This window comes from Actinoplanes sp. GCM10030250 (assembly GCF_042666575.1).
Lineage (GTDB): Bacteria > Actinomycetota > Actinomycetes > Mycobacteriales > Micromonosporaceae > Actinoplanes.
Genome location: NZ_JBHTDO010000016.1, coordinates 1 through 15,282, shown reverse-complemented (window position 1 = coordinate 15,282; position 15,282 = coordinate 1). Strand labels below are relative to the sequence as shown.

At 69.3% G+C, this 15,282-nt stretch carries 16 protein-coding genes and 1 pseudogene; 14 read left to right on the top strand and 3 right to left on the bottom strand.

Translation table 11 applies throughout. The annotated features are described in order from the left end of the window. Positions 1-13: 13 nt before the first annotated feature. Positions 14-619: a DNA-3-methyladenine glycosylase gene (locus tag ACFQV6_RS20990; RefSeq protein ID WP_378029228.1), complete on the bottom strand. Its 606-nt coding sequence runs from the start codon at positions 617-619 to the stop codon at positions 14-16. Between the two features lie 358 nt (positions 620-977). On the opposite strand from ACFQV6_RS20990, the gene ACFQV6_RS20985 reads away from it, so the two are divergent. The 13 genes and pseudogenes from ACFQV6_RS20985 (at position 978) to ptsP (ending at position 12,295) form a co-directional block, all read left to right on the top strand. Next, positions 978-1,685, top strand: a complete 708-nt coding sequence (locus ACFQV6_RS20985) for a hypothetical protein (protein ID WP_378029227.1) — start codon at positions 978-980, stop codon at positions 1,683-1,685. A 230-nt stretch (positions 1,686-1,915) separates the two neighbouring features. Beyond that, complete coding sequence (locus tag ACFQV6_RS20980; protein WP_378029226.1) at positions 1,916-2,668, top strand: CAP domain-containing protein; 753 nt, start codon at positions 1,916-1,918, stop codon at positions 2,666-2,668. 68 nt (positions 2,669-2,736) lie between these two features. Next, positions 2,737-3,294, top strand: a complete 558-nt coding sequence (locus ACFQV6_RS20975; protein ID WP_378029367.1) for a type II toxin-antitoxin system PemK/MazF family toxin — start codon at positions 2,737-2,739, stop codon at positions 3,292-3,294. 116 nt (positions 3,295-3,410) lie between these two features. After that, a complete protein-coding gene (locus ACFQV6_RS20970; RefSeq protein ID WP_378029225.1) occupies positions 3,411-3,983 on the top strand; it encodes a hypothetical protein in 573 nt (190 codons plus the stop codon). A 15-nt stretch (positions 3,984-3,998) separates the two neighbouring features. Continuing rightward, positions 3,999-4,646, top strand: coding sequence for an adenylate kinase family protein (locus ACFQV6_RS20965; RefSeq protein WP_378029224.1), 648 nt, complete (start codon positions 3,999-4,001; stop codon positions 4,644-4,646). A 605-nt stretch (positions 4,647-5,251) separates the two neighbouring features. After that, positions 5,252-6,013, top strand: coding sequence for a DeoR/GlpR family DNA-binding transcription regulator (locus tag ACFQV6_RS20960; RefSeq protein ID WP_378029223.1), 762 nt, complete (start codon positions 5,252-5,254; stop codon positions 6,011-6,013). A gap of 11 nt (positions 6,014-6,024) precedes the next feature. Continuing rightward, complete coding sequence (locus tag ACFQV6_RS20955; RefSeq protein ID WP_378029366.1) at positions 6,025-6,966, top strand: 1-phosphofructokinase family hexose kinase; 942 nt, start codon at positions 6,025-6,027, stop codon at positions 6,964-6,966. A 211-nt stretch (positions 6,967-7,177) separates the two neighbouring features. Further along, positions 7,178-8,398, top strand: a complete 1,221-nt coding sequence (gene mtlA, locus ACFQV6_RS20950) for a mannitol-specific PTS transporter subunit IIC (RefSeq protein ID WP_378029222.1) — start codon at positions 7,178-7,180, stop codon at positions 8,396-8,398. Positions 8,399-8,453: 55 nt separating this feature from the next. Continuing rightward, complete coding sequence (locus tag ACFQV6_RS20945; protein ID WP_378029221.1) at positions 8,454-8,762, top strand: PTS lactose transporter subunit IIB; 309 nt, start codon at positions 8,454-8,456, stop codon at positions 8,760-8,762. Next, positions 8,755-9,171: pseudogene (locus ACFQV6_RS20940) on the top strand (PTS sugar transporter subunit IIA); the annotation flags it as partial. The gene ACFQV6_RS20945 and the pseudogene ACFQV6_RS20940, both read left to right, overlap by 8 nt. A gap of 107 nt (positions 9,172-9,278) precedes the next feature. Further along, positions 9,279-10,319, top strand: a complete 1,041-nt coding sequence (locus ACFQV6_RS20935) for a zinc-dependent dehydrogenase (RefSeq protein WP_378029220.1) — start codon at positions 9,279-9,281, stop codon at positions 10,317-10,319. 49 nt (positions 10,320-10,368) lie between these two features. Further along, complete coding sequence (locus ACFQV6_RS20930) at positions 10,369-10,653, top strand: HPr family phosphocarrier protein (protein ID WP_378029219.1); 285 nt, start codon at positions 10,369-10,371, stop codon at positions 10,651-10,653. Then, complete coding sequence (gene ptsP, locus ACFQV6_RS20925) at positions 10,646-12,295, top strand: phosphoenolpyruvate--protein phosphotransferase (protein WP_378029218.1); 1,650 nt, start codon at positions 10,646-10,648, stop codon at positions 12,293-12,295. The genes ACFQV6_RS20930 and ptsP overlap by 8 nt, the downstream gene beginning before the upstream one ends. A gap of 113 nt (positions 12,296-12,408) precedes the next feature. On the opposite strand, the gene ACFQV6_RS20920 is transcribed toward ptsP, so the two are convergent. Both ACFQV6_RS20920 and ACFQV6_RS20915 read right to left on the bottom strand, forming a co-directional pair. Beyond that, a complete protein-coding gene (locus ACFQV6_RS20920) occupies positions 12,409-12,837 on the bottom strand; it encodes a hypothetical protein (RefSeq protein WP_378029217.1) in 429 nt (142 codons plus the stop codon). Between the two features lie 55 nt (positions 12,838-12,892). Continuing rightward, positions 12,893-13,687, bottom strand: a complete 795-nt coding sequence (locus ACFQV6_RS20915) for a polyphosphate kinase 2 family protein (RefSeq protein ID WP_378029216.1) — start codon at positions 13,685-13,687, stop codon at positions 12,893-12,895. Positions 13,688-13,747: 60 nt separating this feature from the next. Between ACFQV6_RS20915 and tyrS the strand changes: the two genes are divergently transcribed. Next, positions 13,748-15,004, top strand: a complete 1,257-nt coding sequence (gene tyrS / locus ACFQV6_RS20910; protein ID WP_378029215.1) for a tyrosine--tRNA ligase — start codon at positions 13,748-13,750, stop codon at positions 15,002-15,004. Positions 15,005-15,282 lie beyond the last annotated feature (278 nt).

Sequence of the window (15,282 nt, the reverse complement as noted above, 5' to 3'; positions counted from 1 at the left end):
CAGGGCGCGCTTCTCACCCTGTTCGGCGGCGTGGGGTGTGCCGTCGGTAGGCGCTGACTGTGGGATCGTCGGCGATCCAGAACCGCCACGGCACGTCGTGCGCCGAGGTCACTCCGACCCTCGGTCCGGCCACGATCGTTCCGATCGGACCATCAGGCTCCGTGAGCGTTGCCGGGCCGGTGCCGTCGATCACCGACGTGTCGTTGGCGCCCTTGTCCAGGGCGAGCACCTGCATCAGCTTCGCCGGGCCGGCTGCCAGGTCGCTGTCCCGCCGGGCGGCCGGGCGCCGCTGTCTCGCCAGTTCCAGCCCGTCGACGACCTCGCCGGCGCGGATCAGTACCGCGGCCGCCCGTTCGTCCTCACCGCAGACGATGTTGGCGCAGAAGTGCATGCCGTAGATCTGGTAGACGTACAGGCGGCCGGCCGGTCCGAACATCACCGCGTTGCGAGTGGTGGGGCCCCGGTGGGCGTGGCTGGCGGGATCGGCGCCGAGTCCGCTGTAGGCCTCCATCTCGGTCAGCCGCACGGTCACGCCGTTCGCGGTGAGCCGCCAGCCGAGCAGCAGCCGGGCCGCCTCGTCCACTCTCGCCGCGGGAAGGTCCAGCCAGCTCTCCGTCACCCTCCCAACTAACCACGCCACCGTTCCTCACGATTCGCGGGGCTGCCGCCGGCTGACCACCGGCTGGCCTCTGCGCCCGGCGCCGTCGCCGGCCGCTGCTCGTCGCCGTCCGATCAGCGGGGCGCCGCTTTGGGCGGTTGGCGGCGATCTGGTGACCGGCCTGGGCTCGGTTCGCGAGTATCCATGGGGAGGGCGCCGTGGGTCGTACATCTGAAGGAAGCGGGAGAGGACCGAGTCGGCCTTCGTTGCCTGGGGGCGCTTCGGTCCGTACGCCTTCTGGTCACAACCGGTAGGGACAACGGCGTTCGTCGATATATAGTTCGCTGCCACGACGGAGGCCTGCCGGGGGAGTGTGTGGATGGACCAGGTGGACGAGCGGGTGTCGCGCCGGCGCACGCTGATCTGGTCGGGGGTGCTCGCGACGCTGCTGGTGGGCTTCCTCGGCGCGGCCGCCTTCCTGTTCGTCCGGCTGACCGACATCCCACCGGCCGTGCCGCGCGGGCGTCCTCCGCTCGGGCCGCCGCCCTCGTTCCCGGTGATCGAGGGCGCGGCCACCGGCCCGCGGGCCGCGGCGACCCCGGTGCGCTCGCCGGACGATCTGGAGCGCGTGTGCCAGAGCTGGTACTACCCGGGAGCGCCGAAGTATCGCGGTAAGGCCCCGCATCCGATTCTGATCAGCGTTCGTGACCGGCTGGACGTCCCCTGGCGGTCGGCGCGGACGCTCAACCGGACCGCGTTCGCCGGATCGGCCGCGCAGCGTAAGGCCTGGGCGCCCAAGCCCGCGCAGACGCAGCTGGTCGCCTGCCTGGATCTGATCGGGGCGGGCTTGAAGATCCGCAGCTGCGAGGTGGACGACCCGAAGACGCCGACGCTGCAGCTCAAGGAGGGGCGGTACCGGCTCACAGTGTACGAGGTGGCCACCCGCGAGAAGGTCGCCGAGTCGAACCTGACCGGTAAGGACCGCACGTGCCCGTGGGTCGCGGTGACTGGGCCGGACCGGACGCTCTACAGCGCCGTCGACGACGACCAGCTCTACCGGGCGCTGCGCAAGAAGGTCGAGAGCTGAGCCGCGATCCAGCCGAGGAACCGCTCGTAGAGATCCCAGCTCCACCTTCGCGCTGGCGCACGGCCACGGCAGCCCGCAGACCAGACAGTTCGACGTCTGAGCCACCCGGCGCGCCTTATGACTGCGTGTGCCGATCCTTAAGGAATGCTTTGGCGGGCCGATCTCGGTGGAGCCCTCGCGCATAGTGATGGGGCGTCGTCCCCTGTCCCACTCACCGAGGTGAACTCTCCGTGCCTGTCTCCGCCGCTGCCCGTATCCGATACACCCTGGTGGCGGGTTCGACGGCAGTCGTGGTGGGCGCCGCCTCCCTGGTGGCGGGTCTCGCGGGTGCCACCGAGACGCCCGCACCCACCTCGGTGGACGCACCGCTCGCCGCCGCACCGTCCCCCGGCGGCGATCCCCTGCTCGACGAAACGGTCACACCGTCGTCGGCAGCCGCCACGTCCCCCGCGGCATCCCCCAGCGCGAAGGTCAAGAAGTCGGTCTCCGCCAGCCCGAGCGTGACGAAGAAGAAGCAGAAGGCGACGTCGGCCCGCCGCACCGCCGGTGCACCGGTGACCTCCGGCAGCGTGGTCGAGCAGGTCCTCGCGCACATCAACGCGGCGCGGGAGGACGAGGGCCTCAAGGCGCTGACGCTGGACACCAACCTCTCCAAGGCTGCCGCCCTGCACAACCAGGTGATGATCGGAGGCTGCGGGCTGTCGCACCAGTGCTCCGGCGAGTCGGGCCTGGGCGAGCGGTTCACCGCGCAGGACGTGAAGTGGGGCTCGGCCGGCGAGAACATCGGGTACGGCTCGAGCGGCAGCAGCGACTCCGCCAAGATCAAAGCGGCGAACGGGCTGACCGACTCGATGCTCGCCGAGGTGCCGCCGGAAGACGGGCACCGCAAGAACCTGCTGAACAAGAGCTTCACCCGGATCGGGCTGAGCATCGTCCGGGACAGCAAGGGCCTCACCTGGATGACGCAGGACTTCGTGGGCTGAGGATTATTGGCCCGTCTCGGCCCTGTGCGGTTTCTGGATGATCATCGTAGGGTGCAGCGGTGCTCGAAATGTTGAAGGCGTTCCTCCGGCGGCTCGCCGGTGCCCCGCCGCGGCAGCCGATCCCCGCCCAGGAGCCCCGGGAGCCGGCGGCGCCGAAACGCCAGGGTTCCCGGCCGACGCCGCCCGCGGCACGTCCCGCACCGTCGCGCCCGGGAACCTCCGCGCGGCGGCCACCCCGGCAGATCCCGAAGCCCCGTAGTGGGCGGCATCTGGCGTATGCGCCCAAACTGGACGGCGACGCGGATCCGGGCGAGATCGTGTGGACCTGGGTGCCGTACGAGGAGGATCCGAACCAGGGCAAGGACCGGCCCGTGCTGGTGGTGGGGCGCGACGGCCGTACGCTGCTCGGCCTGATGCTCTCCAGCCAGGGCGAACGTGACGGGCAGCGGCATTGGCTCGCGCTCGGCCCCGGTGAGTGGGACTCGACGTCGCGGCCCAGTTGGGTCCGGCTCGACCGGGTCCTGGAGGTGGAGGAGGACGGCATCCGCCGTGAGGGCGCGGTCCTGGATCGGGCGCGCTTCGACCGGGTGGCCGCGCTGCTGCGGCGCGACTACGGGTGGCCGTGAGATTCTCTCAAAGGCGTCTTCTGTACGAGGCTCGGCCGCTTACTGTGGCCGGCGACGCGCCCACGGAATGGACGTAACCGGACAGGATCGGGCGTACTCCGGTTAGCGTTGCGGACATGGATATGGACGTGATGGTCGGCTTCGGCGGCAAGCAGGCCTGGCTCGCCGTCGCCGGCGGTGAGCCAGGGAGCCTCCTGGAGGCGCTCGGCCTGCGCGATCTCGGCCCGGTGTCCTGGCGCGACGGGCTGGACCTGGCGCACCTCACCGACGACCGGATCGCGATCACCCCGCCGCTGCCCGGCGCCCGCGACACCGCCTGGGTGCTCGCCGCCGGCCGGCGCCTGATGCAGGCCGCCCCGGACGTCGTCGCGCTCTCCGCGGCACTCGGCACCGAGGTGCAGTACTTCGCCACCCACCGGGTCACCGAGCTTCATCGATGGCAGCGTGCCGCCCACGGTGAGCTGGTCCGCGCGTTCGGGTACGTGGGCCAGACCGGCGAGGTGACGTCGTGGTTCGGCGAGCCCGATCCGGCCGAGCGTGACGCCGGTCTGCCCGGCGAACTGGACGAGGAGGCGACCGTGCTGGTCGCCGAGCGGGACGTGTTCCGCGTGGCGGGCGCCTGGAGCATCGACCCCACCACGTTGACCGGACTGCCGCCCGGCCCTCTGCGGATGGGCGCGGCGGACTAGCCAGACGGAGGCCACATGCGCAAGTACGTGATCATGGGAGTCCAGGGCAGCGGCAAGGGAACCCAGAGCCAGATGCTGCGCGACGACCTGGACCTGACGCACATCAGCGTCGGCGACATCTTCCGCTGGAACGTTCGCAACCACACCAAGCTGGGCGCACAGGTCCGCCGGATCATGGCCGCCGGCGACCTGGTCGGCGACGACCTCGTCGAGTCCGTGGTGCGCCGCCGGCTCGACGAGCACGACTGGAACTTCGGCTTCATCATCGACGGCTTCCCCCGCAACGGGCGGCAGGCCGAGTTCTTCATGGAGAGCTACGACATCGACGCCGTCATCCACCTCGAACTGCCCGACGACGAGGTACGCCGCCGCGTGCTCAGCCGGCGCCTCTGCCCCAACTGCGGCATGGACTACAACCTGATCGCCGACCGCCCCGAGCAGGAGGGCCGCTGCGACATCTGCGGCCACGAACTGGTCACCCGCGCCGACGACACCCCTGAGGCCCTCGAGGCACGCCTGCGCGACTATCACGAGAAGACGCGCCCGGTGCTCGAACTCTTCCGCCGCAAGGAGGTCGTGCACGATGTGGACGGCCGCCCGCCCCTCGAAGAGGTCCAGGCCGCCATCCGCAAAACCCTCAACCTCCCCACCCGCCACCCCTAGCCCTCCCTCGCCCGCTCTCAGCTGGCCCTCAGCGGTGCCTTGCGCGCCCCGCGCCCCCGCTCAGCCCCAGCCGGCCCACTCGGCTGGCTGTCAGCGGTGCCTTGCGCGCCCCGCGCCCCCGCTCAGCCCCAGCCGGCCCACCCGGCTGGCTGTTAGCGGTGCTTTGCGGGGCGGAAGGCACCGCTCAGCCCCAGCCGGCCCACTCGGCTGGCTGTCAGCGGTGCTTTTTGCAGCCGGAGGCACCGCTCAGCCCCAGCCGGCCCACCCGGCTGGCTGTCAGCGGTGCTTTGCGCGCCCGGCGGCCCCGCTCAGCGCCAGCTTTCCGCATAACGGGGACCCCATGAGGTGCGCCCGGGGAGGCCGAGGCGGGAAAACCACACAACCGGGCATCCGTGTCCGAGTTTCCCGTATTTGAGATCATCTATCTAGCTCACGAGCGGTGAGTCCGATATGGCGCACCGTGCCGCTATCGTGCGTCTTCGCTGGGTAGCCCGTACCCAAGAAAAGTCTTGTAAGGAGATCGAAATCTCTTTGACATATTGCGTTCGGGCAGAAGCGGGCGTAAACAAAGACAAAGCAAAAACGAGATCGGGCGGTGAGCACGGATGTACGCGGAGGAACGCCAGCAGGAGATAGTGCGGCGAGCCCGTGCCGAGGGGCGGGTCGACGTCGTGGCGCTGGCCGAGACCTTCGGGGTGACGGCTGAGACGATCCGCCGGGACCTGACCGTGCTGGAGAGGGCCGGTGTGCTGCGCCGGGTGCACGGTGGCGCCATTCCGGTGGAGCGGCTCGGCTTCGAGCCGGCGCTCGCCACCCGGGATGCCGTGTTGATCAGTGAGAAGGAGCGGATCGCCAAAGCCGCGCTCGCCGAGGTACCGGAGGACGGGGCGATCATCCTGGACGCCGGGACCACCACGGCCCGCCTCGCGCAGCTGCTGCCGGCGGACCGGGAGCTCACCGTGGTGGTGAACTCGCCGGTGCTGGCTGCGACGCTCGGCCTGAAGCCCAACCTCACCGTTCTGCTGCTCGGCGGCCGGGTTCGGGGGAAGACGCTGGCCACTGTGGACGACTGGGCGTTGCGGCCGCTGGCGGAGATGTATGTCGACGTCGCGTTCATGGGCACCAACGGGTGCAGCGTGGAGCGCGGCATGACCACTCCCGACCCGGGTGAGGCGGCGGTCAAGCGGGCGATGATCGCCGCGGCGCGCCGGGTCGTGTTGCTCGCCGATCACACCAAGATCGGCAACGACTACCTGGCTCGGTTCGGCGGGCTGGCCGAGCTCGACCTGCTGATCACCGACAACGGGCTCGACGGTGAGCTCGCCGGCGACGTCGAGGCCGCGGGCGTCCGGCTGGTGCGCGCATGACCACCCGCCCGATCATTCTCACCGTCACCCTCAACCCGAGCGTCGACCGCGCCCTCGAGGTCGACGCCCTGATCCGCGGCGAGGTTCTGCGCGCCGGTGACTCGCACATCGACCCGGGTGGCAAGGGTGTCAACGTCTCCCGGGCCCTGCTCGCCAACGGCCTGCGCTCCACCGCCGTGCTGCCCACCGGTGGTGCCGAGGGTGAGCAGCTCGTCGACCTCCTCAAGGCCGAGGGTGTCGACCTGCTGGCGGTCCCGATCGCCGGCCGGACCCGTTCCAACATCACCCTGGCCGAGCCGGACGGCACGGTCACCAAGATCAATGAAGTCGGCCCGGAGTTGTCCGAGGCCGAGTTCGCCGAGGTCAGCGACGCGGTGCTGACAGCGGCGCGGACAGCCACCTGGGTGGTCATCTGCGGCAGCCTCCCGCCCGGCCCGGGTATCGCCGCCTTCACCGATCTCTGCGAGCGGCTGGTCGCGGCCGGCAACCGGCTCGCGGTGGACAGCAGCGGTCCGGCGCTGCTGGCCGGGGTCGCCGCCGGTGCGGCCCTGGTCAAGCCCAACCGGGAGGAACTGGCTGAGGCGGTCGGCGGCGAGCTCTGCACGCTCGGCGACGTGACCGAGGCCTGTGAGCGGCTGCGGAAGGCCGGTGCGGGCGCGGTGCTGGCCAGCCTCGGCGCGGACGGTGCGGTGCTGGTCGACGACGCGGGTGTGCTGGCCGGGATCTCCCCGGTGAGCGTTCCGCGCAGCACCGTCGGTGCGGGGGACGCCCTGCTTGCCGGGTTCCTCGCGGCCGGCGCGCGCGGCGAGGCCGCGCTTGTCGAGGGACTGGCGTGGGGCTCGGCCGCGGTCAGCCTTCCGGGCAGCCGGATGCCAGGTCCAGGCGACCTAGACCGTACGCGGATCCGCATCGACAACCATCCGGATCCGAACCGCCCCCTGAACCGGGACTGAACCACCCGACGCCCCCGACGAACCGCCCCGATGCCGGGACACAGACCGCCCCGACGCCGGGACACAGACCTCCCCGACGCGAGAGACGCACTTCCGTGTTGCGACAAATCAACAGCCGCAACGCGAGAACGAACGAACCGCCGCAACAAATGAACTGCTGCAACGCACGAACCGCCGCAACGAGCGAATACATACGAACGGAGATCCGCTCATGGCATCTTCTTACACGCCTGAGGTGAGTGGCGTCGGGTTCAGAGCCCGCGTCCAGAAGCTCGGCGGACACCTCGCGGGCATGGTCATGCCGAACATCGGCGCGATCATCGCCTGGGGTCTGATCACGGCCATGTTCATCCCGGTCGGCTGGGTGCCGAACGAGAACCTGGCCCAGCTCGTCGATCCGATGATCAAGTACCTGCTGCCGGTGCTGATCGGTTACACCGGTGGCCGGATGGTGCACGGTCAGCGCGGTGCCGTCGTCGGTGCCACGGCGACGATGGGTGTCATCGTCGGTGCCGACGTGCCGATGTTCCTCGGCGCCATGATCATCGCGCCGCTCACCGCTTACGTGCTGAAGCTGTTCGACAACGCTGTCGACGGCAAGATCAAGCCTGGCTTCGAGATGCTGGTGGACAACTTCTCGGCGGGCATCATCGGCGCCGGCTTCGCCATCCTTGGCAAGCTTGCGATCGGCCCGGTCGTCAACGGGCTCACCAAGGCCGCCGGCAACGGTGTGGACTGGCTGCTCGACCACAGTTTGATGCCGCTGGTGTCGATCCTGGTCGAGCCGGCCAAGGTGCTCTTCCTGAACAACGCCATCAACCACGGTGTGTTCAGCCCGCTCGGTGTGCAGCAGGTGGCGGAGAACGGCAAGTCGATCCTGTTCATGATCGAGTCGAACCCCGGCCCGGGTCTCGGCCTGCTCGCCGCGTTCCTCTTCTTCGGCCCGAAGTCGCTGCGCCCGACCACCCCGGCCGCGATGATCATCCACTTCTTCGGTGGCATCCACGAGATCTACTTCCCGTACGTGCTGATGAAGCCGCGCCTGATCCTCGCGATGATGGCCGGTGGCATGGCGGGCGTCGCCACCTTCATGATCACCGGCACCGGAACCGTCGCCTCACCGGCGCCGGGCAGCATCTTCGCCTTCGCCGCGGTCACCGCGAAGGGCGGTTTCGTCGGCATGATCCTCGGCGTCGTCATCGCCGCCGCGGTCACGTTCGGTGTCGCCTCGCTGCTTCTCGGGTTCGGCAAGCTCAAGTCCGATCAGGAGATCGACGAGAGCGTCGCCGAGGAGACCGCAGCCGAGCCGGCCGCCGAGATCCCGGCCCAGCGCACCGCAGCCGAGCCGGCCGCCGAGATCCCGGCCCAGCGCACCGCAGCCGCCGACACCCCCGCGGAAACCACCGACGACAGCCGCAAGGAAAACGCGTAACCAGCCGCAAGGAAAGCACGCGTAACCGAAACCCGAACCGGAACGGAGCCCGGCCATGGCCACCATCAACGGCAAGGACATCCACAAACTCGTCGTCGCCTGCGACGCGGGTATGGGCAGCAGCGTGATGCTGGCCAGCACCCTGCGTAAGCAGCTCGGCAAGAGCGGCGTCACCGTCGAGCACACCCCGGTGAACTCGATCCCGGCCGACGCCGACCTGGTGGTATGTCACAGTGGACTGGCCGCCCGGGCTCGTTCCGTGGCACCTGACAAGCCGATCGTGCCGTTCCAGATCTTCCTGGGCGACCCGGCGGTGGCCAAGGTGGTCAAGGCGATTCAGCAGGGCAGTGACATCAATGTCTGACCTGCTTGACCGCCGGGCCGTCCGGCTGGCGGAGAAGGCGGCCGACCGCGACGAGGCGATCCGTCTCTGCGGATCGGCACTGGTGGAGATCGGCGCCGCCGACCCGGGCTATGTGGACACGATGCTGGCCCGGGAGAAGTCGATCTCCACCTACGTAGGTGAGGGTGTCGCCATTCCGCACGGCACCCTGGGCGGCAAGGAACTCGTGAAGCGTGACGCCCTGGCGGTGCTGCGCTTTCCCGAGGGTGTCGACTGGGACGGCGAGCAGGTGACCATCTGCGTTGCGATCGCCGCTGCCGGTGACGGGCACGTCGAGTTGCTCGCCGCCCTCGCCGAGATCCTCCTCGACGAGGATCAGGCCCGCGAGCTGCGCGAAGCCACCGAGGTCGACACCGTGCTGACCCTCCTGGGATCAATCCAGGACGGCGAAGGATCAGTCCAGGACGGCGAAGGATCAGTCAAGGACGGCGAAGGATCAGTCCAGGACGGCGAACAAGACGAAAAGGACAGCAATTCATGAAGGTCGTACGCTTCCACGCCCCCGGCGACGTCCGTTTCGAGGACGCTCCGGAGCCGTCCGCGGGCCCGGGGGAGGTGAAGATTCGCGTTCGTAACTGTTCCACCTGCGGTACCGACGTGAAGATCTCCAAGTTCGGTCACCACCACATTCACCCGCCCCGGGTGATGGGTCATGAGATCGCCGGCGAGATCGTCGAGGTGGGCGACGGTGTCGAGGGCTGGGCGGCCGGTGACCGGGTGCAGGTCATCGCGGCCATCCCGTGCGGGAAGTGCGCCGAGTGCCTGCGGGGCCGGATGACGATCTGCCCGAACCAGGTGTCCATGGGATACCACTTCGAGGGCGGCTTCGCGCAGTTCATGGTCGTACCCAAAGAGGTTTTGAATGTTGATGGCCTGAACCGGATCCCGGATGGTGTGTCGTTCGCGGAGGCCTCGGTGGCGGAGCCGCTGGCGTGTGCGCTCAATGCGCAGAACCTGGCGCGGGTCGGTGCGGGTGACGACGTTGTGGTGATCGGTTCCGGTCCGATCGGGTGCCTGCATGTGCGGCTGGCTCGTGCTCGCGGTGCCGCCCGGGTGTTCCTGGTTGAGTTGAGCCGACAGCGTCTGGAGATGGCCGCGAACCTGGTCAAGCCGGACGCGGCGATCTGCGCTGAGGAGACCGACCCGGTGCAGGAGGTGCTGAAGCTGACCGACGGCCGTGGCGCCGATGTGATCATCACGGCGGCGGCTTCGGGCAAGGCGCAGGAGCAGGCCATCGAGATGGCGGCGCGGCAGGGGCGGATCAGCTTCTTCGGCGGCCTGCCCAAGGACAAGCCGACGATCACGTGTGACTCGAACCTGGTGCACTACCGCGAGTTGATGATCATCGGTGCCAACGGTTCCAGCCCGGCGCACAACGCCGAGGCCCTCGATCTGGTCGCCACCGGCGCGGTGCCGGTCGCCGACCTGATCACTCACCGCCTGCCGCTGGAGAGCGCCATCGACGCTTTCGGCATCGTGGCGCGCGGTGAGGCCATCAAGGTGACCATCGAACCCTGATCGCATCTGGACACTGATCGGAATCGACACTGATCGGATTGGAGAACACATGCCCACGCGTACGGTAGCTGTCGGTTCTGCCAGCGGGCTGCACGCCCGGCCGGCGAAGCTGTTCGTCGAGGCCGCCGCGGCGGCTCCGGTCAAGGTCACCATCCGGGTCGGTGAGCGCAAGCCGGTGCCCGCCAAGAGCATGTTGTCGGTGCTCGCGCTCGGTGCGAAGAAAGGCACCGAGGTGACCCTGGAGGCTGACGGCGAGGGTGCCGAGGAGGCCCTGGACGGTCTCGCCGCGCTGCTGGCGAAGGACCTGGACGCCGAAGAGCACAGTGATGCCTGAGCAGGTGACCCTGTCCGGTATCGGGGTGTGCGCGGGTGTCGTGGCCGGTCCGCTGCTGCGGATCGCCGCGGTGCCCGCGCTGCCCCCGGCCGGTCCGGTCGCCGACGTCGAGGCGGAGGTGGAGCGGGCCAATGCCGCGCTCGCCGAGGTGGTCGCGGACCTGGGCCGCCGGGCTGATCGAGCCACCGACGCCACGGTTGCCGAGGTTTTGCGGGCCGAGGCGATGATGGCCGACGACGAGATGTTGCGCGAAGGCGTACGCGAGCATGTCGAGGACGGCCACGACGCGGCGCATGCGATCGACGGCGCGTTCGCCGGTTTCCGGGAGGCATTCGAGGCGGCCGGCGGCTATCTGGCCGAGCGTATCGCCGACCTCGACGACCTGCGGAACCGTGCTGTTGCTGTGCTGCTCGGGATGCCGATGCCGGGGGTGCCTCAGCCGGGCCATCCCTATGTCCTGGCGGCGCGGGATCTGGCGCCTGCGGACACCGCTGATCTTGATCCGGAGCAGGTGATCGCGCTGGTCACCGAGGTGGGCGGCCCGACGAGTCACACAGCGATCCTGGCGCGGGCGCTGGGTCTGCCCGCGGTGGTCGCGTGCCCCGGTGTGCTGGCGGTCGCGGACGGCACGGTGGTGCTGGTGGACGGCACGACCGGGCGGGTGGAGATCGGCATCGACGATGCCACGGCGAAGGCCGCGACCGAGAGGTCGGCAGGGGAGGCCGCGGCGGTGTCGGCTTTGACCGGTCCGGGCCAAACTTCTGATGGGTACGGGATAAAGCTGCTCGCCAATGTCGGATCGGCCAAGAACGTGCCCGCCGCCGACGAGGTGCACGCGGAGGGGGTGGGCCTGTTCCGCACCGAGCTGCTGTTCCTGGACCGGGCGCAGGAGCCGGGTCTTGCCGAGCAGGTGGCGGCATACCGGGACGTGTTCGCCGCGATGGCCGGGCGGCGTGTGGTGATCAGGACGCTGGACGCGGGCGCCGACAAGCCGTTGCCGTTCCTGAACCAGGAGGGCGAACCGAACCCCGCGCTGGGCGTACGCGGACTGCGGGTGGCAAGGCAGCGCCCGCAGGTGCTGACCACCCAGCTGGAGGCGATCGCCCAGGCCCGTGCCGAGACCGGCGCGGACGTCTGGGTGATGGCGCCGATGGTTTCCACCCTCGCGGAGGCCACCGAGTTCGCCGCCGCGGTGCGCGAGGCCGGTCTGCCGAAGGCGGGCGTGATGATCGAGGTGCCGGCGGCCGCGTTGCGGGCGGCTGACCTGCTGAAGGTTGTCGACTTCCTGAGCATCGGTACGAACGATCTGAGCCAGTACACGTTCGCCGCGGATCGGATGTGTGGTGATCTGGCGGATCTGCTGGATCCGTGGCAGCCGGCGTTGTTGCAGCTGATCGGGGTGTGCGGGGCGGCCGGTCGGGAGGCTGGCAAGCCGGTTGGTGTGTGCGGGGAGGCGGCTGCGGACGCTGCTCTGGCTCCGGTTCTGGTGGGGCTGGGTGTGTCCAGTCTGTCGATGTCGCCGCGGGCACTGCCGGCGGTGCGGGCGGCGCTCGCGCGTCATACCGAGCAGGAGTGCCGGCGGCTGGCGGAGCTGGCTGTCGGGGCGCCGGACGCTGTTCAGGCGCGCAAGCTGGTCGGTTGAGCCGCACGGCCTCCGTCAGCTGCACGGCCTCCGCCAGCCGCACGGCCTCCGCCTGCCGATCGGGCGGAGGCCGTGCCCTGCTCATGCCGGCTCATGCCGGCTCGTGTCCGCGCTCAGCCGAAGGGGAAGATGGCCGGAAACTTGACCGACGGTGCGGGCATGTTCTCGACCCTCTTGATGACGTCCCACAGCACCCGCGGTGCGGGTGCGCCCTGCAGAGCGGTCACGTCCTTGACGCGGCCGTTGCGATAGCGCACCTCGACCCGGTAGAGGTACCGGTCGCAGCAGGTGTTCTTCGGGACGTAGCGGGGGCGCAGCGCCCGGAAGGCCGGGCCGGAGGCGAGGCGGAGCACCTCGGCGGACTGCTTGGTGCCGCTGCCGGAGACCTGGAAGGACGCCTGGCTGCCGGCGAAGCCACCGGTGCGGACGACCGAAACAGATTCCGCGGCCGGCGCAAACGAAGCAGCCGAGGCCGGGGTGACCGGTGCGGTGACGCCGGCCAGGGCGACCAGCGCGGAGAGGAATACCTTCGTTCTCGTCATGCGGCACAAAATAGCGACGAAATCGCCCTAAAGCACGCCAAACACCCGATTCGAGCTACTTCGAGACGGGCTCCTCGGCCGGTCGCGGCGTGTCAGCGGCCGACACGTCGTACCCCCGCTTGGTCAACTTCGTCTCCAGCACGTGGCAGACGCGCTCGACGACGGCGAACCTCGCGTACTGCTTGTTGTCGCCCGGGACCACGTGCCACCGGGCCTTGGGCTGATCGGTGCGGTCCAGCATCTCCTCGATCGCGGCCTCGTACTCCGGCCGCCGCTCCCGGTTGCGCCAGTCCTCCTCGGTCAGCTTCCAGGACCGCAGCGGATCGTTCTGCCGGCTCTCGAAACGCTCCAGCTGCTCCCCGTCCGAGACGTGCATCCAGAACTTGATCAGGATCATGCCCTCGGCGGTCAGTGTCCGCTCGAACTCGACGATCTCGTCGTACGCCCGCTTCCACTGCTCGGTGGTGGCGAACCCCTCGACGCGCTCGACGAGGACCCGGCCGTACCAGGAGCGGTCCAGCACCGCCATCCCGCCCCAGCCGGGCAGCACGCTCCAGAACCGCTGGAGGAAGTGGTGCCGCTTCTCGTCGTACGTCGGCGCGGCGAACTGCGACACCCGGACGTGCCGGGGGTCGAGCGGCGCGACGAGCCGCTTGATGGCACCCCCTTTGCCGGACGCGTCCCACCCCTCGAAGAGCACACACAGCGGCGGGCCGAGCTTCTCCCCGCCGAGCTGCCCGCCCAGCAGCAGGCGCAGCCGGAGCAGGCGGTCCTGCGCCGCCTCCAGGCGTGCCTCGGCCTTCTTCTTGGAGATCTCGAACGGTGGTTGTGCGCTACCCAGGTGACCCATCGGTCCAGCATCTCGAAACCCGCTGTGATCCGCAGCAGCGGGTGCGGGACAATTCCGTGCGTGACTCTCGTAGACGACCTGTTGTGGCGCGGACTGATCCAGGACTCGACCGACCCCGAAGAGCTGCGCAAAGCACTCGACGACGGCTCGATCACGTTCTATGTGGGTTTCGACCCGACCGCCGCCTCCCTGCACGTCGGTCACCTCATGCAGGTGTGCACCGCCCGCCGGCTCCAGCAGGGCGGGCACAAGCCGCTGCTGCTCGTCGGCGGCGCGACGGGCCAAATCGGCGACCCGCGCGAGTCCAGCGAGCGCAGCCTGAACCCGCCCGAGGTGGTCGAGGGCTGGGTGCAGCGCATCCGCACACAGCTCTCCCCGTTCGTCACCTACGACGGGGAGAACGCGGCGACCCTGGTCAACAACCTGGACTGGACCGGTCCGATGTCGGTCGTCGACTTCCTGCGCGACGTCGGCAAGCATTTCCCGGTCAACAAGATGCTGGCCCGTGACGTGGTGCGCAACCGGCTCGAGTCCGGGATCAGCTTCACCGAGTTCAGCTACCAGCTGCTCCAGTCGAACGACTTCTACCAGCTGCACGTCCAGCACGGCTGTGCGCTGCAGTTCGGTGGCTCGGACCAGTGGGGCAACATCACCGCGGGCGTCGACTTCGTGCGCCGCCGCGGAGCCGGCCCGGTGCACGCCTTCGTCACGCCGCTGGTCCTCAAGGCCGACGGCACCAAGTTCGGCAAGACCGAGGGCGGGGCGGTGTGGCTCGACCCCACCATGACCACGCCGTACTCCTTCTACCAGTTCTGGATCAACAGCGACGACCGCGACGTCAACCAGTACCTGCGCTACTTCAGCTTCAAGTCCCGCGAGGAGCTCGAGGAGCTGGAGAAGGCGACAGCGGAGCGGCCGCAGGCGAGGCTCGCGCAGCGAGCCCTCGCCGAGGAGATCACCGCGCTGGTGCACGGTCCGGAGGAGGCGCGGCAGGCCATCGCCGCGAGCCAGGCACTCTTCGGGCGAGGATCGCTGGAGGAGCTCTCCGCGGACACGTTGCGCGCCGCGCTGGCTGAGGCGGGACTTCTTTCGGTACGGGGGGAGCTGCCCGCCGTCGGGACACTCCTGAAGGAGTCGGGTCTGGTGGCGAGCGCCAACGAGGCCCGCCGCACGATCACCGAGGGTGGCGCCTACCTCAACAACGAGCGGATCACCGACGGTGAGGCAGCGGTGCCCGAGTCCGCACTGCTGCACGGCCGGTTCCTGGTCCTGCGGCGCGGCAAGCGCACGTTCGCCGGCGTCGAGATCGTCAAATAAGGCCCTGACCTGCAGCTTTTCCATGATCGGCCCGCTGTGACCCACGTCGCTGCGGGCCGATTTGGCGTCCGGGGCGAGACCCTGTAATGTTTTCCGAGCCGCCAGGGAGACGAACGAGCGTGCGAGACCCGCAAGGGGCTCGGGCCGGCCGTCCTGACGGAAACCCTCATCTCGATCGCACGATCTCCGATTGTGCAGTCCTGTGGGGTGCCTGGACAGTTTTCGGGTCGGGGAATTCGGGTTGCGAAACCTGAATTTGACGAGACGGAAACGGCGGG